Raw genomic sequence first — 19201 nt, 5'->3', positions numbered from 1 at the left:
CTATATATTAAACCTGTAAAACTCCTAAATTAAAAGGCTTTTCAATAGGGGCGTGATTTGCGGCTTCGATTCCCATAGAAATCCATGTTCTCGTATCTAATGGATTGATAACCGCATCGGTCCAAATTCTTGCAGCAGCATAGTAAGGAGATATTTGATTATCGTATCTCGATTTTATGTTGTCGAACAATGCTGCCTCTTTTTCAGGAGTAATCTCTTCTCCTTTTTTCTTTAACGCAGCCGTTTCAATTTGTAGCAATACCTTGGCAGCAGACGCTCCACTCATCACTGCTAGTTCAGCACTTGGCCATGCAAAAATAAGGCGTGGGTCATAGGCTTTACCACACATCGCGTAATTTCCTGCTCCGTAAGAGTTACCAATAATTACGGTGAATTTAGGTACTACCGAATTACTTACGGCGTTTACCATTTTAGCTCCGTCTTTAATAATACCACTATGTTCCGACTTACTACCCACCATAAACCCAGTAACATCTTGTAAGAATACTAACGGAATTTTCTTCTGGTTACAGTTAGCGATAAATCGGGTAGCTTTATCAGCAGAATCGTTATAAATAACCCCACCGAACTGCATTTCGCTTGGTTTGGTTTTTGCACCTTTCGATTTTACAATTTTACGTTGGTTGGCTACAATACCTACTGCCCATCCATCAATACGAGCGTATCCTGTAATAATAGTTTGACCGTATCCTGCTTTGTATTCTTCAAATTTAGAATTGTCAACCAAACGTTTAATGATTTCCATCATATCGTATTGCTCGTTACGAGCTTTTGGTAAAATTCCGAAAATATCGTCTTCATTTTCTTTTGGAGGAAAAGCCTCTTTACGATTAAATCCAGCTTTGTCGTAATCTCCAATTTTGTCGAGTAGGTTTTTAATGGTGTCTAAAGCATCTTTGTCATCTTCCGCTTTGTAGTCGGTAACGCCCGATACTTCACAGTGCGTTGTTGCTCCACCTAAAGTTTCATTATCAATTGTTTCGCCAATAGCAGCTTTTACCAAATAGCTACCTGCTAAGAAAATGCTGCCTGTTTTGTCTACAATCAGAGCTTCATCACTCATAATGGGTAAATAAGCACCACCAGCAACACAACTTCCCATAACGGCAGCGATTTGAGTAATGCCCATGCTACTCATTACAGCATTGTTTCTAAAAATTCTTCCGAAGTGTTCTTTGTCAGGAAAAATCTCATCTTGCATTGGTAAATACACACCCGCAGAATCTACGAGATAAATAATAGGTAGTTTATTTTCTATAGCTATTTCTTGCGCTCTTAAATTCTTTTTACCTGTAATAGGAAACCAAGCACCTGCTTTTACCGTAGCATCGTTTGCAACTACGATACATTGCTTACCGCTAACATATCCCATTTTTACCACCACACCACCAGAAGGGCAACCTCCGTGTTCTTCGTACATTCCTTCACCTGCAAACGCAGCAATTTCTATTGATTTGGAGTTATCGTCTAACAAATAATCGATACGTTCACGAGCGGTCATTTTTCCTTTCTCATGATGCTTGTCGATGCGTTTTTGTCCGCCGCCTAATTTTACTTTGGCTAAACGTCTGCGTAAATCTGATGCTAAAAGTTTGTTGTGGTCTTCGTTTTTATTGAAGTTGAGATCCATAGTTAGTTGTTTGTTTTTGCAGGCTAAAATAAGAAAAACTAGATACAATACAAGGTGTTTAAGTGTACAATTGAATGATCTTTTTAACAGCGTTTTCTATTTCTTTATTTCTAGATTGTTTTGTTAAAACATAAGGTTCTGCTACCCGTTCATTACAACTTTGCAATGCGCAAGTTTCACAAGTAACACCTACTGTTTTTTTTATAAAAGTATCTTCGTTAAAAAAATGAAGTTTACGTTTTAAATGCGGAGAAAGTAACATGCCTATAGTAACACTTCGATTGATTTTTTCTTTAAAAGGATCTGCGGTAGCCGCAGAAAGTACTAAGTATTCTTTTTGAGAATTTCCGTACGATGATATTTGAATACCATAGGTAGATTTTTTTTCGTTGAGTTCTCTAAATCTTGAATTGTATTGATTGATACCCATCTTCTGCAATAATGTTCGTTATTGCGATTTGCATGCGGAGACTGTTGTTGTGTAATATGCAACTCTTTTGATAGTCTGTATACAGAAGAGTTTTCTTTGTGTGTAAAACGTAAAAAGAACAGATTTTTAATGTTAAAATGTTTAGGTAAGATATTGGTTAAACGCTGATAAAATGTTTCGTCAGAACAGTTATAACTTCTTATAATTTTATGTAACTGTATAGGTTGCCATGTTTCTAAAGAAAAAAGCTGTGTTAGTTTTTGAATTAAATCATCTTTCTGAATAATTAAAGCCCCTGCAAAATAAGACGCAATAAAATTATGTAATACTTCATCAAAACTCTCAAACTTTATCCATGGAAATGTGTATAACCTATTTTCTATTTGTAAATAATTATACGCTATTTCTTTGGCAAAAATAAATGTTTTTTGCGCTTCGTTGATGTCATTATATATTAGGAGTGTTTTGTTCTTTGGAATATAAATATTTCTTAGTTCAGATAATTTTTGATGTTTTGATAGTTCTTTGCTATCAATAGTATATCCGTACTCTTCAATTAAAATTTCTTCTAAGTCCTTTGAAGTAATCGGTTTATTTGGGTGTATTTGATAGGCTTTACTAAAATCGGCAACCTTTGTTTCAATATCTTCAAAATAGTTGTTATGTGCCTCTTGGTACGAACGCAGTGCAGCTAAAAAAAAGCTTTCTCTAGTTAAGTTATAATTTTGAGATATTTTTATAATGGTACTAATAAACGCATTTACCTTAGCAGGAGCATTGGCAATGATATCAATTAAGTTGTTTTCTTTAATGCCAAATAAGTCAAGCGGAATTTCTTTTAAAATTTTCGACTGTAAAATTTCTCCAATAGGTGCTAGGTTTTTATCTAGCTTTAGAGATACTAAATGGTCATAAGGCACATCTAACTTCTCAGAAAGTATCACAATTTTATCAGTTTTTGGATATTTTTTTCCTTTCTCAATTTCGTTTAAGTACGATTTTGATAATCCTGTAAGTTTCGCTAAACCAAAGAGCGATAAGTTTTTATCGGTACGTATTTGTTTGAGTTTTAAACCGAAAACTAGTCTAATGTATTCTTCTTCCAAAATATATTTATTAAAATATTCGTAATTCAAAGGTATAAAAATTAGCGAATTAATAAAAATTAGTAAATATTGCATTTTTAGCGAACGTTCGCTTTTTTGTTTGAATTCTTTTTGTTACTATTGAAGTGTCAATCAATAAAAATAAAAAGAGTATGAATCAAGATGTTTTAGCAAAAGAAATTCAATGCATAGGTTTTAATCAAACCGAGTATGAAAGTGTTTTGACTAATGAAGCCAAAGATTTTTTAATTCAACTTCAAGAAAAATTCAACAATCAAAGACTTCAATTGTTAGCAGAACGAGAAATTGAACAAGCGTATTTTGATGCAGGAAACTATCCAACCTTTCCTTTAGAAACAAAAGACATAAGAGAGGGCGATTGGGTCTGTGCTGCGCTGCCCGAAGATTTGTTAGATAGAAGGGTTGAAATTACAGGACCTGTAGAACGTAAAATGATAATCAATGCGTTGAATTCTGGAGCAAAAACGTTTATGGCAGATTTTGAGGATAGCAACTCTCCAACCATTCAAAACATTCTTGATGGTCAGATAAACTTACGAGATGCTGTTAAAAAAACAATTTCGTTTTACAATGCCGCAAAAGACAAAACATACCAGTTGAATGAACAAGTAGCTACCTTATTGGTAAGACCTAGAGGGTTGCACTTAAATGAAAAACATTTGTTGATTGATGGTGTAGAAATGTCGGGTTCGTTGGTTGATTTTGGGTTGTACTTTTTTCATAATATCAAAACTTTACAAGCGCAGGGAAGTGCGACCTATTTTTACTTGCCTAAACTAGAACATTATAAAGAAGCACGTTGGTGGAATGATGTTTTTGTGTTTGCACAAGAGTATGTAGGAGTGCCACAAAAAACAATCAAAGCAACGGTATTAATCGAAACCATTACGGCAAGTTTTCAGTTAGATGAAATTATGTATGAATTAAAAGATCACATGGCTGGGTTAAACTGTGGTCGTTGGGATTATATTTTTTCATACATTAAAAAGTTTAGAAATCACTCTAATTTTATAGTACCAAACCGTTCACAAGTAACCATGAGTAGTCCGTTTATGAAAGCCTATTCGCTAAGTGTTATTCAGAAGTGTCACAAACGTGGTGTGCATGCCATGGGAGGAATGGCAGCGCAAATTCCAGTAAAGAATAACGATGTGTTGAATAAAGAAGCGTTTGCAAAAGTAAAGAACGATAAAGAGCAAGAAGTGAAAAATGGTCATGACGGAACTTGGGTTGCACATCCTGGACTAGTAGCGGTTGTAATGGAGATTTTCAATGAAGCAATGCCCAATGCCAATCAGATAGATAAAAAGTTAAAAGACTTGGTAATCACCGAAGAAGAGTTGGTTGAAATACCTAAAGGAACGATTACCGAAAAGGGTATACGAGAAAACATCAACGTAGGTATTTTATATATCGAGTCTTGGTTAACGGGACAAGGAGCTGCCGCTTTGTATAATTTAATGGAGGATGCAGCTACCGCAGAAATCTCCAGAACACAAGTCTGGCAATGGCTGCATAAAAGTGTAATGCTAGAAGACGATAGAACATTTACTGAAGGAATGTATCATCAATTCAAAAAAGAAGAACTAAAAAAAATAAAAAGTTACGTAGGGGAAGACAGATACAACAACGGAAAGTTTGAATTAGCGACTCAATTATTTGACGAGTTAATTTTAAATAAAGAGTTTGTAGAGTTTTTAACCTTGCCAGCGTATACCTATTTATAAGAAAAAGCCCTCAAAAATGCGGCAACATTAAAGAGGGCAAGCTATCAATAAAAATTAATAACCTTATCAATTACAAAATTATGAAAAATTTGGCACACGCTAATTATAGTTCTGCGCTACAAACGGTAAAAGAGTTGAAGAAAAAGTACGGAACTACATGGAATTCGGTTTCTCCTGAAAATGCTGCCAGAATGGTGGTGCAAAACCGATTTAAAACAGGGTTAGATATCGCTAGATATACCGCTACAATCATGCGAAAAGATATGGCAGCCTACGACGCAGATTCCGCTAATTATACACAATCGTTAGGGTGTTGGCACGGATTTGTAGCGCAGCAAAAAATGATTGCGGTTAAAAAACACCACAAAACCACCAGCAAGCGTTATTTATATCTTTCAGGATGGATGGTCGCTGCATTGCGCTCAGAGTTTGGACCTTTACCAGACCAATCCATGCATGAAAAAACAGCAGTACCTTCATTGATTGAAGAGATTTATGATTTTTTACGTCAAGCAGATGCTATTGAATTGAACGATTTATTCCGAAGATTAGAAAACGGAGAAGATGTTCAAGATGAGATAGACAATTTCGAAACACATATTGTACCTATTATTGCAGATATTGATGCTGGTTTTGGAAACGAAGAAGCTACCTATTTATTGGCTAAAAAAATGATACAAGCGGGTGCTTGTGCTATTCAGATAGAAAATCAAGTTTCAGATGCGAAGCAATGCGGACATCAAGATGGAAAGGTAACCGTGCCTCATGAAGATTTTATTGCCAAATTAAATGCAATTCGTTATGCGTTTTTAGAATTAGGGGTGGATGATGGAGTTATCGTGGCGAGAACAGATTCAGAAGGAGCAGGGTTAACACAAAAATTACCTGTAAGTCAAGAACTAGGAGATTTGGCTTCTCAATATTTAGCATTTGTTGAAGCAGAAGAGATTGCTATTGACGACGCAAGAGAAGATGATGTATTGCTAAAACGCGATGGAAAGTTAGTACGTCCTGTACGTTTGCCAAACGGACTCTACAAGTTTAGAGAAGGTACGAATATTGATAGAGTGGTGTTAGACTGTATAACGAGTTTACAAAATGGTGCAGATTTACTTTGGATTGAAACGCCTACACCTCATGTTGGTCAAATAGCAAACATGGTAAATAGAATCAGAGCCGTAGTACCCAACGCGAAGTTGGTATATAACAACTCGCCCTCGTTTAACTGGACGCTGAACTTTCGCAACCAAGTATACGATGAAATGCTTGCCGAAGGAGAAAATATGACAGGGTACGACAGAAACGATTTAATGAATGTAGCTTACGACGGCACAGAACTGTGTCATAGAGCTGATGAGAAAATCCGCACCTTTCAGATAGACGGAGCTAAAGAAGCAGGTATTTTTCATCATTTAATCACGTTGCCAACCTATCACACTACAGCATTACACATGAACGATTTAACCGAAGGTTATTTTGGAGAAGAAGGAATGCTAGCGTATGTAAGGGGTGTTCAACGACAAGAAATTCGAAAAGGAGTTTCGTGTGTAAAACACCAACGAATGGCAGGTTCTGATTTAGGAGATGACCACAAAACGTTTTTCGCAGGAGAAAAAGCGTTAAAAGCAGGAGGCGAAAAGAATACCTCTAATCAATTTGAAGCAAAAGCAAAGGAAGCGGTAAGAAAGTGTGAAAAAGCGATTGCAATATAAAGAGTCTTAGTTGTTTGTAAATTTTCCCGCTTATGTTGGTTTGCTAAAGTTTTTTAGTAACATATACATAGCGGGAATTTTAATTGTAGAATTATTGATTTGAATTCTCTATCTGTTGTATGAAGATTGATACCTATGTGTTTTAAGATTAAAAATATACTAAACCTTACAGAAATTTAGCAATAAATTAGTGGATTTTAGATTGCTGAAAAGTATGTATTGTTACAGGAAAACCATCTTTTATCTTAATTTTCAACAAATAAAACACTTCGACTGTCTCGACTTACATTCAAGATAAATCAAAACGAGGTTACGAGTTAATCGTTTGCTTGTAGTTGAAACTCTTCAATCCAGCTCACCAAAACATTTACCCATTCCTCATTATCATTAATACAAGGAACGGTGTGAAATTCCTCTCCACCTGCTTCTAAAAATTCATGTTTTCCTTCCATTGCTATCTCTTCTAGAGTCTCTAAACAATCTGAAACAAAAGCAGGAGTAACGATGGCTAGTTTTTTAATGCCTTCCTTTTCAGCTTTGTTAACAATAGTTCTGTCGGTATAAGGCTGCAACCAAGGATCAACACCTAAACGTGATTGGAATGATGTTGAAACGTTGTTTTCATCCAGTCCTAATTCAGCAATCACATTTTTAGTAGTTTGGTAGCATTGGTGTCGGTAACAAAATTGGTGCGCTTTAGAAGGAGTATTACAGCAATGCAAATTACCTGCTTTAGGGTTGCAATGCGATTTTGTGATGTCAGATTTTCTAATATGACGCTCAGGTACACCGTGGTACGAGAATAAAATATGATCGTAGTCTTTATCAGCTAAATAATCTTTAATGCTGTTAGACAATGCTTTGATGTATTCTGGTTTGTTGTAAAAAGCAGGAACATCGGTAATTTTCATGTTAGGAAAGAACTCTTTTCTCAATTCTTCAGCTAGCACTAAAATAGTCTCAGTAGTTGCCATAGCAAACTGAGGGTATAGCGGGACTAATAAAACTTCTGTAACCCCCTTATCATGTAGTTCTTGTAATCCGCTTTTAATTGAAGGATTTCCGTAACGCATAGCCAAAGCGACAGGAAGTTTTGTTTTTGCTTGTACTTTGTTTTGTAAGCGTTCAGATAAAACAATTAAAGGAGAACCTTCTTTCCACCAAATTTTTTGATATGCCTCGGCAGATTTTTTTGGTCGTGTATTTAAAATAATACCCTTAACAATAAAGGTTCTTAACCAATAAGGAACGTCAATAACACGTTCGTCCATTAAAAACTCTCCTAAGTATTTTTTTACGTCTTTAGGGTTTGTACTATCTGGTGATCCAAGATTTACTAATAAAACTCCTTTCATATTGTGGCTGAATTTATTTCAGGTTCTTTTTATTTAACTGGTTTGTTGTTTCGTACAGCGCAATGGCTAAACTATGAATTACATTCATGCTAGAATTACGCCCATACATAGGTATGGCTACTGTTGCATCTACTAAATTTACATTTGATATGCCGTTTCTTTCGCTACCCAAAAGTAACACAATTTTAGCATCTGATGTAAAATCATAATCGCTAATATTTATACTTTCATCGGTAATTTCAATTCCAATAATAGTATTTCCTTCTTCTTTTAATTGTTCAATTAGTTGCTCAAAGTTACTATAGGTATCGTATGGTATTTGTTGAATGGTGTTTCGAGCCGTTTTCTTAACAATTCTATTGTCTACAGTAGGAGAACTCTCGTGTAAATATATTTTTGATACTCCAAAACTCTCTGAAATACGAAAACACATTCCGATATTCTCAGGAGTACGGATAGCATCACAAACAATAGTTATCGGAAAACTTTGTTGATGGTTTTCTATGTCGTAATGAGTGAGTTGTTTCATTTTTTTAGTTAGAAAGTTAGAAAGTTGATTTTTTTTAGTTTTACCAACAGCCAACAGCCAACAGCCAACAGCCAACAGCCAACAGCCAACAGCCAACAGCCAACAGCCAACAGCCAACAGCCAACAGCCTACTGCGTCAAACTCATTACATATTGTTTAGGAGTCGTGCCAAATTTCTTTTTAAAAGCAGCAATAAAGTGACTAGAAGTGCTGTAGCCAACCTGTAAACCAACTTCGTTTACATTGTATTGGTTGCTTTCTAAAAGTTTACGGGCATGATCCATTTTATAGTCAAACAAAAAGCTGTATACAGTATCGCCATAAATTTGTTTGAAGCCCTCTTTTAACTTTTTTAAGTTCAAACCTACTTCATTTGCTAAATCTTGTAAACTTGGTGGTTCACTCATTCTAGCAATAATAATGTCTTTTGCTTTTCTAATTTTTAAAACTTCACGGTCATCTACTAAAAAAGGACAATATTCTTCATTTGTGTTTTCACCACTATCAAAATGCAAACTCAATAGTTCGTATGTTTTCCCTTTTATATAAAGGTTGCGCATCGAGCTTTGGTTCTTTGCGGTTAAAATTTGTTGCAGTACCAATAAAACATTAGCGTTTATTTGCGTGTTATCGTAATACTTTTTGTTTTTATTATTCTCACTTAAAAAAGGAATATAGCTAGCTTCTTTAGAAAAAAAAGTATGAAACTTTTTAATAGAAATTAAAACTGAAACCAAAGAGGTTCTAGGTAGTATTTCTAAGTTAATTGGTAAATCTTGTTGTGGATTATACAAGAAGATAGCATGTTTGTCTAAGACGTTAAAAGTGTAATCATTGTTGTTAAAATGAAATTTACAATTACCTTTAACACAGTAGTGTAGTTGTATGTAAGAGTTGTTAATATCTCTTTTAAAAAACGTTGTTTCGTCAGAGTTATTTTGAAATTTTATTATAAAAAAACCTTCTTCAATAGGAACTTCTCTAAATGTACTTTCTGCGATGTTTTTTGACATGGATTCAGTGGTTTTAATAAATTTTGTTATTTAGAATGATTCTAAAATAAATTATTTCTCCTAGTCTATTTTACTGCAAAAATACACTTTTGCGTAAGTTTTTAAGGTGTTTTTAAACGAAAAAACAAATAGCGACATTAAAAGTTCTTTGAGCGATACTTTTTTTTATTCAATATTTATATTTTTGACCGACCTTTTTTTGAAGAAGACTCAATGATAGTAGAAAATAAACATCATAGTAATTTATACAACATAGGCGTTAGTTATAAAAAAGCGGATGCTGCGATTAGAGGGAAGTTTAGTATTTCCAAAGAAAATCAAATTCGACTTTTAGAAGAAGCAAAACAAAAAGGAGTAGATGGAATTTTCGTGCTATCTACTTGTAACAGAACTGAGATTTGTGGTTTTGCTGAACACCCTTTTCAGTTAATAAGTATGTTGTGTAAATACTCAAATGGTTCTGTAGAAGAATTTGCAAACGTATCAAACGTATACAAAAATAAAGAAGCGATTCAACATTTGTTCAGAATGGGAACAGGGTTGGATAGCCAAATTTTAGGAGACTACGAGATTGTAGGGCAGTTACGCAAGGCATTTAAACAAGCCAAAGAAGTAGGAACTACCAATGCGTACTTTGAGCGTTTGGTTAACCATGTAATGCAAGCAAGCAAGCGAGTTAAGAATGAAACGAGATTAAGCTCAGGTACTACCTCAGTGTCGTATGCTGCTGTTCAATACCTAATTAACAACTTACCCGACTACAACTCGAAAAATGTTTTAGTATTTGGCTTAGGTAAAATGGGAAAACATACCTGTAAAAACCTATCAGAATACACCCAAAACAAATCGGTACGATTAATTAACAGAACAGAAGAGAAAACAGAAGAATTTGTAAAAGACCATAATGCTATTAGTAAAGCGTCGTATGCAAACTTAGCAACGGAGGTTTCAAATAGTGATGTGCTAATTGTTTCTACAGGAGCGAGTTTTCCTACAATAACGAAAGAACATGTTCCAGCTGATAAAGAATTGTTGATTTTAGATTTATCAATGCCAGCGAATGTGTCAAAAGAAGTGGGAGATTTAGAGAATGTAACGATAGTAAATGTTGATGATCTTTCAAAAATTACCGATGAAACTTTAGCAATCCGTCAAGAAGAAGTACCTCTTGCAGAGGCGATTATTCAAACACATAGTCAAGAATTTCAAGAGTGGTTAAACCACAGAAGATTTACGCCTGCAATTACCGCTTTAAAAGAATCTTTACAAACGATTCAACAAGACGAAATAGCTTTCCACAAGAAAAAAATAAAAGATTTTGATGAAGAGCAAGCAGAAATACTAACCTCAAGATTTATTCAAAAAATAACGACACAATTTGTGAAGCACTTAAAAGACGAAGAAACTTCGGTAAATACGAGTATTGAAGTAATGGCTAAAGTGTTCGGAGCAAATTTAGAATCCATCCATGCAGAAGATAATTAGAATAGGTACGCGCGATAGCCAATTGGCTATGTGGCAAGCAAAAAAAGTTCAAAAACTTTTAGAAGAATTAGGTCATCAAACTCAATTAATCCCCGTTAAAGCAACGGGTGATTTAGTTTTAGACAAGCCCCTTTACGAATTAGGAATCACAGGAATTTTTACTAAAAATTTAGATATCGCTATGTTAAATGACGATATCGATATTGCAGTACATTCCATGAAAGATGTTCCAACCGTATTACCACAAGGCATTATACAAGCGGCAGTTTTAAAACGTGCCAACTACAACGATATTTTATTATTGAAAGATAATGAAGAGTTTATGGCGCAACCTAACGGAGTAATCGCTACAGGAAGTTTACGTAGAAAAGCACAATGGCTAAATCGTTATCCAACACATACAGTAGAAGGCTTACGCGGAAATGTAAACACCCGCTTACAAAAGTTAGAAGATAACGATTGGAACGGGGCTATTTTTGCAGCAGCAGGATTAGAACGTATCGGTTTACGACCTAAAGGAGCCGTAAATTTATCATGGATGATACCAGCACCAGCCCAAGGAGCTATTATGATTACTGCTTTAGAAGAGAATGAAGAAATTAAAGAAGTATGTGCTCAGTTAAACGATAAAGATACAGAAATTTGTACTGGAATAGAACGTGAGTTTTTAAACCGTTTAGAAGGAGGGTGTACAGCGCCCATTGGAGCTTTAGCTTTTATAAATGAAAAGGAAGAAGAAGTCAATTTCAAAGGAATTTTACTAAGTAGAGATGGTAAAAAGAAGATTGAAGTTAGTAAAAAAGTAAAAGTAGGAAGACATAAATATGTAGCAAAAGATTGTGCAAACTATGTAATAGATAAAGGAGGAAAGCTACTCATGATGGAAGACGAAGGAATTGAAAAACAATTTTCAATTTATTCAACAAAAAAACTATCTGAAGCACAAAAAAAACTACTACCAACACACATGGATGTTCAAGACAGCGACTTTATTAAAATACGTTTTAATAGAATTGCCCCTAAAGTAATTAAAGAAGAAATTGAACATGTAATTATTACCAGTAAAAATGGGGTAGAAGCGATTTTAAACTCCTTTTCTTCAGACGAATTACAATTCAAAAATATTTATTGTGTAGGTCGAAGAACCAAGAAGCTAATCGAACAACGTATCGGAAAAGTAACGCATTCAGAAAGAAATGCGAAAAAACTATCTAAGTATTTGTCAAAAGAATTAAAAGGGCAAGAGGTAACCTATTTCTGTAGTAATTTGCGTTTAGAAACCTTACCACTTATTTTAAAAGCAAACGAAATTACGGTACATGAAGTTGAAGCTTATAAAACCATGTACAGTCCAGCAAAAGTTGACGAAAAAGTAAACGGCGTATTATTTTACAGTCCGTCAACTGTTGAAAGTTACATGAAAAAAAATACAGCAGATACAATTGCCTTCTGTATTGGAGAAAGTACCGCTAACGAAGCAAAAAAGTATTTTAAAGAAGTACAAATAGCGAAGATGCCAACCGTAGAAAGTGTTTTAGAATTGGTAAATCTACATTTTGTAAAAGTATAAGATGAAGAAGTTATTTTATGTTACCTGTTTTATCCTTCTTTTTAGTTGTGAAAAGAAAAAGGTTGAAAAGAACATATATCCACGTCAAGTTGGAGATATTAGTTATGATGTAAAATTAGACAGTCCAAACTTTATTCTTTGTAATGGAGAAGATAATATATTTCAATATTTTAATAAAGGTAAGGGGTTAGAGTATAAAGGAGGTAAAAAAGAAATAGAACAGTTATTTGAGAAAAAGTATAGTCATATAAAAGTGGATGAAAGTGGACTGATACGGATTCGGTTTATTGTTAATTGCAAAGGAGAAACAGGGAGGTTTAGAGTTATACAAATGAATGTTAACTACGAACAATTTACTTTTGATGATAGAATTATTAATCAGTTATTGATGATAACTCAAAGTTTAGATGGTTGGAAAATAAAAGACGACAGTCGAGGTAATAAAATAGATTATTATCAATACTTAATCTTCAAAATAGAAAAAGGAAACCTTATAGAAATTTTACCATGAGATTTATTATAACATATTTTCTAATTTGTTTTGGAAGTAAAATTTTTGCTCAAAATTGTGAGTCCTATAAATGGAAGGGCAATTATAAAAAATATGAAGCCTGTAAAAAACAAAAAGAAGCATACCAATTTTATCAATTCACTAAAGAATATCAAGAATTATTAGATGAGGTTATACAGATAGATTCTACTTATGATGACGCTTATTGGGCTAAATCAATAGCGTATTTAAAAAGTGGTGATTTTTTATCATGGAAACCCTTAATTGATAAAGCTGTTGAATTGAACCCAAAAATGCACCTTGGTTATAGAGGTTGGTGCCGATATCAATTTTTTAGAGACTATAAAGGAGCTATAAGAGACATTGAAGAATATGAAAAAATAATAAAAGGAGATATAGGGTATTGTCAAAATGGAGATTATCATTTGTTAATAGCCAAAGCGATATGTTACAAAGCGATTGGTAAAAAAGATGAAGCAATTAAAATAATTGAAGATTATTTAAAAAATAACAATGAAGAATCAGATTTGTTTAACTATTATCACCTTGGGGTTTTGTACTTTGAAAAAGGAGAATACCAACAAGCTTTAAAGAATTTTAAAAAGCAAGAGGAGAGTAACAAATTAGCAGATAATAAATATTATATAGCAATGTGTAACAAGCATCTAAATAATATTAAAGAGTATAAAGAAAAGATAATACAAGCTGAAGAAATGGCAAAAGAAGGGTTTTTTATGCAAGACCCATATACGCATCATTATGATAAAGTGTATAGATCTCAAATAATAGAAGAATTAAATAGAAGTAAAAAGATTTGAATTTTTACTGTTATAAAGTATTATGTTTAGAACACGCAGACTAAGAAAAACAGAAAACATCCGTCGATTAGTGAGAGAAAACAAACTATCGGTAGACGATTTTATATACCCATTATTTATAGAAGAAGGAACAGGCATTGAAACCGAAATTCCTTCTATGCCAGGAATCAACCGTTATTCATTAGATACTATTTCTAAAGAATTAGACGAAGTAGTAGCCTTAAAAATTCCAGCAGTTTTGTTATTTGGAATTCCATCTAAGAAAGACGACGAAGGCACCGAAACTTGGAATGATAACGGAATCATGCAACAGGCGATTCGATTTATTAAAAAGAATTACCCAAGCTTGTATGTAATTACCGATGTATGTTTTTGCGAATACACCTCACACGGTCACTGTGGCGTGATACATGAAAATGATGTAGATAACGATGCTACTTTAGTGAATTTAGCCAAGCAAACCGTATCGCATGCCAAAGCAGGAGCAGATATGGTCGCACCCTCAGGAATGATGGACGGTACGATAGCGATGATGCGCGAGGCATTAGACAATACAGGTTTTGCAAACTTGCCCATTATGGGGTATTCTGTAAAATATGCGTCAGCATTTTACGGGCCTTTTAGAGAAGCGGTAGATTCAGCACCCTCATTTGGAGATAGAAGAACTTATCAAATGGACCCTTCCAACAGAGATGAAGGACTGCGTGAAGCAACTTTTGATGACGAAGAAGGAGCCGATATTTTAATGGTAAAACCAGCACTATCGTATTTAGACATCATCAGAGATTTAAAAAACAATTTCGACAGACCCATTGCCTGCTATAATGTAAGTGGAGAATACGCCATGGTAAAAGCAGCAGCAGAAAAAGGATGGATAGACGGTGAAAAAGTAATGATGGAAAGCTTACTTTCGATGAAAAGAGCAGGAGCCGATATTATTATTACCTATTTTGCCAAAGAAGCTGCAAAAGTTTTAATGAGATAATTTGAAAATGAGTTAATCAACTAAAAACTCATAACTAACAACTAATAATTAGCGAAGAATGAGCTTTAAGAAATCACAAGAATTATATCAAAAAGGATTAGAAAACTTAGTAGGTGCGGTAAATTCACCAGTACGTGCATTTGCTTCAGTAGGAGGGAATCCTTTATTCATAAAAAGAGCGAAAGGAAGCAAGATTACAGACGTAGATAATAATTCGTATATCGATTTAGTATTGTCTTACGGTCCAATGATTTTAGGCCATCGCCATAAAAAAGTAGAAAAAGCGATTAGAAAAGCCTTAAAAAAAGGATATTCTTTTGGAGCATCTACCAAAGGAGAGATTACATTAGCAAAAATTGTTTGCGACGCGTTCCCAGGAATGGACAAAGTGCGTTTTGTAAATTCTGGAACAGAGGCGGTATTAAGTGGAATTCGTTTAGCAAGGGCCTATACCGGAAAAGATAAAATCATCAAGTTTGCTGGTTGTTATCACGGTCACCAAGATGCATTGCTAGTAGCAGCAGGTTCTGGTTTAGCAACCTTGAGTTTACCAGGAAGTAAAGGAGTACCAGAAGGAGCCGTAAAAAATACCTTGATAGCGAATTACAACGACTTAGAAAGTGTAAAAGCACATTTTGAAGCGCACGACGATATTGCAGGAGTTATTATAGAGCCAGTAGCAGGTAATATGGGGGTGGTAACACCACAAAATAATTTCTTAAAAGAATTAAAAGAGTATCTAAACACAAAAGGAGCCTTGTTGATTGTCGATGAGGTAATGACAGGTTTCCGCTCTAAATTTGGTGGCGCACAAGAGTTGTTTAATGTAGAGGCAGATATTACCTGTTTAGGAAAGGTAATCGGTGGAGGTTTTCCAGTAGGAGCCTACGGTGCTCGTAATGAAATTATGGAAATGGTGGCTCCGTTAGGAGGCATGTACCAAGCAGGAACGCTGTCGGGAAATCCAATAGCCATGGCAGCGGGAATTTCAACATTAACAGAGTTGAAAAAACAAAATCCGTATGAAAAATTTAATGAGATAGCTCAAATTATAGAAGTATTCTTGTTAGAATCAGCAAAAAAATACGACATAGCAATTACGGTAAATAGATTTGGATCTATGATAAATCCATTTTTTACCAATGTTACCGTAACCAATTTTGAAGAAGCACAAACTTCTGATACAAAGAAATACGCTACTTTTTTCTGGGAAATGACTAAAAACGGGATATTTTTACCACCAAGTCAGTTTGAAGCATGGTTTTTATCATCAGCATTAACAGAAAAAGATATTCAAAAAATAGCAAATGCCATTGATAAGTCGATGGAGAAAGTAGCTCTTAGTTGTTAGCTTTTGGCTGTTAGCCTATGGTAGATTATAACAAAGAGTTTGAAAAAGATGAGAAATTTCAGAAGTTTAGATATTTGGAAGGAAGGAATTGAGATTGTAAAAGAAGTTTACAGTCTTTCAGAAAAATTACCTCCTGAAGAAAAGTTTGGGTTAAAAAGTCAAATAACAAGAGCAGCTGTTTCCATTCCTTCTAATATTGCTGAGGGAGCTAGTAGAAATAGTGAAATTGAATTTAAAAGATTTTTAGAAATTTCTATGGGCTCACTTTTTGAAGTAGAAACCCAACTTGTAATAGTACAAGAGTTAGGTTTTGTTTCCTCAGAAGAATTAAGGCTTATCTTTGAATTGTTAGAAAAAGAAGCTAAGATGATAAATTCATTAATAAACAAAATAAAAGCTAATAGCTAATAGCTAATAGCCAACAGCTATAAAACATGATAAAAAACGATTTATTTTTAAGAGCGTTAAAAGGAGAAACCGTAGACCGACCACCAGTGTGGATGATGCGTCAGGCAGGAAGATATTTACCAGAATTTATGGAGATTCGTAAAAAGTATGATTTCTTTACACGTTGTAGAACTCCAGAATTAGCCTCAGAAATTACGGTGCAACCCATTCGCAGATACGGAATGGATGCCGCTATTTTATTTTCAGACATTTTAGTAATTCCACAAGCAATGAATATTGAAGTGGAAATGAAACCTAATTTTGGACCTTATTTACCAAACCCGGTAAGAGATAAAAAGGGACTAGATAGCGTCGTTATTCCTGATATACATGAAGAATTAGGCTATGTAATGGATGCTATTAAAGCAACGAAAGAAAAGTTGAACGACGAAATACCTTTGATAGGTTTTGCGGGGTCTCCGTGGACTATCCTATGCTACGTTGTACAAGGTCAAGGATCTAAGAATTTCGACAAAGCAAAAGAATTTTGTTTCACGCAACCAGTTTTGGCACACGAATTGCTTCAAAAGATAACAGATACCACTATTGCTTATTTAAAAGAGAAGGTAAAAGCAGGTGTGAATGCTGTACAAGTTTTTGATTCTTGGGGAGGGATGTTATCTCCAACAGACTATCAAGAGTTTTCATGGCAATACATCAATCAAATAATAGAAGCATTAAAAGAGGATGCACCAGTAATAGCCTTTGGTAAAGGATGTTGGTTTGCCTTAAATGAAATGGCACAGTCGAATGCCTCAGCTTTAGGAGTAGATTGGACGTGCTCGCCTAGAAATGCTCGTTATTTAACAGGAGGAAATATTACCTTACAAGGTAATTTTGACCCCTCAAGGTTGTTGTCTCCACCAGCAGAAATAAAAAAGATGGTACACCAAATGATTAATGAGTTTGGTAAAGACAAATATATTGTTAACTTGGGGCATGGAATTTTACCCAATATTCCGTTAGAAAATGCAAAAGCATTTATCGATGCGGTTAAAGAGTATAAATCCGACAGATAACCCCTTTAAATGATTGAAAATGAATAAATTATTTTTTGTTTTAATGTGTTTTTTAACAGGCATTACTTTCTCACAAAATAAAACGTATTACAATTTTGCAGTTAATAATTGTGTAGAAGAAAGTGCAGAAGTTTTAATTTACAAGTGTATTAAAGGTTCTTACTTACTAAATTACAATTTTACTACAATGGAAAGTGAAACAGTAAGTACAGACAAGATTAAAAAGCCAATCGTACTTATTGCTAATGCAACTTGGTCTGCTCCTTGTTGGGGAGATGTACCAACGTTAAATAAAATGGTAGAAAAATACCACAATAAACTAGAATTTATCGTAATATTCTGGGATAAAGAGGCAAAAGTGAAAAGAATGGCCGAAAAGTTAGATGACAGAATTAAGTTGATACCCGCAAGAGAAATTGATAAAGTAAAGAAAGGATATTTAGATATTAGTGGTTTTGTTCATAAGCTAGATTATCCAACAGCCTACTTAATTGATAAGCAGAAGCAATTCGTAAATGTTAAAAGAGGAGCCGCAACCCCAACAAAAGAAGTAGGTTGGGATGAAGTGAATGAAATAAATACAAAGAATTTTGAAGATTTCTTATCTCCAATATTAAACTAATACATTACGATATAATACAGAAATATTTTTAACCTCTTTCATAGTTGAAAGAGGTTTTTTATTTTCACATAAAAAATAAATGGTACAAAATATAACAAGAGGAATTCAAGCTTATTTCGGAGCTTTTAAGATGATTTCAAAATTAAAGTTATGGAAGTATTTCGCAATTCCTATGCTTATAAGTATACTCACAGCAGTTTTCATCTTTTCTATGGCATATTCTTTTTCTGATAACATTGGTCATTACATAGCTAACTTCTGGAAATGGGAGTTTGGAAAAGAAACCTTTGAGTTTATCAGTACTTTTTTAAGCGGATTGATTATCGTAGTAGTAGGGTTGGTTTTATACAAACACATTGTCATGGCATTATCAGCACCCTTTATGAGTCCAGTATCAGAAAAAATAGAAGATCATCTAAGAGGAGAAGACCACACACACAGAACAACTTCTTTTCAAGAACAACTTATAAGAGGTATACGAATAAACCTTCGAAATTTAATAAGAGAACTCTTACTAACCATTCCTATCTTATTATTAGGATTGATTCCTGTAATTGGTATTATTTCAACCATATTACTGTTTTTAATGCAAGCATATTATGCAGGATTCGGGAACATGGATTATACACTCGAACGCCATTTTAAGTACCAAGAAAGCATCGATTTTGTAAAAGAACATAAAGGGTTGGCAATAGGAAATGGAATCGTATTTATGCTATTTTTATTAATCCCTGTAATTGGAGTAATTTTGGTACTCCCTTTATCGGTAACAGCTGCCACTACTGAAACCGTTAAGAAAATTCAGTTGAAGAAATTACCAAAATAAGTACTTTTGCACCACAACTCAAT

The 19201-nt window shown here is 34.2% G+C and carries 16 protein-coding genes and 1 pseudogene; 12 read left to right on the top strand and 5 right to left on the bottom strand.

Annotation, left to right across the window (positions count from 1 at the left end):
* Positions 1–7: 7 nt before the first annotated feature.
* Complete coding sequence (locus P8625_RS04530; protein ID WP_279652300.1) at positions 8–1651, bottom strand: acyl-CoA carboxylase subunit beta; 1644 nt, start codon at positions 1649–1651, stop codon at positions 8–10.
* Between the two features lie 58 nt (positions 1652–1709).
* Positions 1710–3187: pseudogene (locus tag P8625_RS04525) on the bottom strand (helix-turn-helix domain-containing protein).
* 152 nt (positions 3188–3339) lie between these two features.
* On the opposite strand from P8625_RS04525, the gene aceB reads away from it, so the two are divergent.
* Both aceB and P8625_RS04515 read left to right on the top strand, forming a co-directional pair.
* Positions 3340–4935, top strand: coding sequence for a malate synthase A (aceB, locus tag P8625_RS04520; RefSeq protein ID WP_279652299.1), 1596 nt, complete (start codon positions 3340–3342; stop codon positions 4933–4935).
* Between the two features lie 80 nt (positions 4936–5015).
* Positions 5016–6647 (top strand): isocitrate lyase, encoded by a 1632-nt coding sequence (locus P8625_RS04515; protein ID WP_279652298.1) that lies wholly within the window; start codon positions 5016–5018, stop codon positions 6645–6647.
* A gap of 317 nt (positions 6648–6964) precedes the next feature.
* Here P8625_RS04515 and hemH read toward each other — a convergent pair whose 3' ends face one another.
* From hemH to P8625_RS04500, 3 genes are all read right to left on the bottom strand, one after another.
* Positions 6965–8002: a ferrochelatase gene (gene hemH / locus P8625_RS04510; RefSeq protein ID WP_279652297.1), complete on the bottom strand. Its 1038-nt coding sequence runs from the start codon at positions 8000–8002 to the stop codon at positions 6965–6967.
* Between the two features lie 13 nt (positions 8003–8015).
* A complete protein-coding gene (locus P8625_RS04505) occupies positions 8016–8531 on the bottom strand; it encodes a TrmH family RNA methyltransferase (RefSeq protein ID WP_279652296.1) in 516 nt (171 codons plus the stop codon).
* A 128-nt stretch (positions 8532–8659) separates the two neighbouring features.
* Complete coding sequence (locus P8625_RS04500) at positions 8660–9544, bottom strand: helix-turn-helix transcriptional regulator (RefSeq protein WP_279652295.1); 885 nt, start codon at positions 9542–9544, stop codon at positions 8660–8662.
* Positions 9545–9757: 213 nt separating this feature from the next.
* Here P8625_RS04500 and hemA point away from each other — a divergent pair, with 213 nt between their 5' ends.
* The 10 genes from hemA (at position 9758) to P8625_RS04450 (ending at position 19178) form a co-directional block, all read left to right on the top strand.
* Complete coding sequence (gene hemA / locus P8625_RS04495; protein ID WP_279652294.1) at positions 9758–11029, top strand: glutamyl-tRNA reductase; 1272 nt, start codon at positions 9758–9760, stop codon at positions 11027–11029.
* Positions 11013–12599, top strand: coding sequence for a hydroxymethylbilane synthase (gene hemC, locus P8625_RS04490; protein ID WP_279652293.1), 1587 nt, complete (start codon positions 11013–11015; stop codon positions 12597–12599). Before hemA ends, hemC begins: the two co-directional genes overlap by 17 nt.
* Before the next feature lies 1 nt (position 12600).
* The gene (locus P8625_RS04485) at positions 12601–13110 is read left to right on the top strand and encodes a hypothetical protein (RefSeq protein ID WP_279652292.1); all 510 of its coding nucleotides are present in this window, start codon (positions 12601–12603) and stop codon (positions 13108–13110) included.
* Entirely contained in the window at positions 13107–13928 is an 822-nt protein-coding gene (locus P8625_RS04480) for a tetratricopeptide repeat protein (RefSeq protein ID WP_279652291.1), read from the top strand. Before P8625_RS04485 ends, P8625_RS04480 begins: the two co-directional genes overlap by 4 nt.
* A gap of 22 nt (positions 13929–13950) precedes the next feature.
* Positions 13951–14913, top strand: coding sequence for a porphobilinogen synthase (hemB, locus tag P8625_RS04475; protein ID WP_279652290.1), 963 nt, complete (start codon positions 13951–13953; stop codon positions 14911–14913).
* 58 nt (positions 14914–14971) lie between these two features.
* Complete coding sequence (gene hemL, locus P8625_RS04470) at positions 14972–16264, top strand: glutamate-1-semialdehyde 2,1-aminomutase (RefSeq protein WP_279652289.1); 1293 nt, start codon at positions 14972–14974, stop codon at positions 16262–16264.
* A 48-nt stretch (positions 16265–16312) separates the two neighbouring features.
* The gene (locus P8625_RS04465) at positions 16313–16672 is read left to right on the top strand and encodes a four helix bundle protein (protein WP_279652288.1); all 360 of its coding nucleotides are present in this window, start codon (positions 16313–16315) and stop codon (positions 16670–16672) included.
* Between the two features lie 26 nt (positions 16673–16698).
* Positions 16699–17730, top strand: coding sequence for a uroporphyrinogen decarboxylase (gene hemE, locus P8625_RS04460; protein WP_279652287.1), 1032 nt, complete (start codon positions 16699–16701; stop codon positions 17728–17730).
* A gap of 19 nt (positions 17731–17749) precedes the next feature.
* A complete protein-coding gene (locus P8625_RS04455) occupies positions 17750–18352 on the top strand; it encodes a TlpA family protein disulfide reductase (RefSeq protein WP_279652286.1) in 603 nt (200 codons plus the stop codon).
* 79 nt (positions 18353–18431) lie between these two features.
* On the top strand, positions 18432–19178 hold the full coding sequence (locus P8625_RS04450; RefSeq protein ID WP_279652285.1) for an EI24 domain-containing protein: 747 nt from the start codon (positions 18432–18434) through the stop codon (positions 19176–19178).
* Positions 19179–19201 lie beyond the last annotated feature (23 nt).

This window comes from Tenacibaculum tangerinum, from assembly GCF_029853675.1.
Lineage (GTDB): Bacteria > Bacteroidota > Bacteroidia > Flavobacteriales > Flavobacteriaceae > Polaribacter > Polaribacter tangerinum_A.
This window is presented reverse-complemented; position numbering and strand designations above follow the sequence as displayed.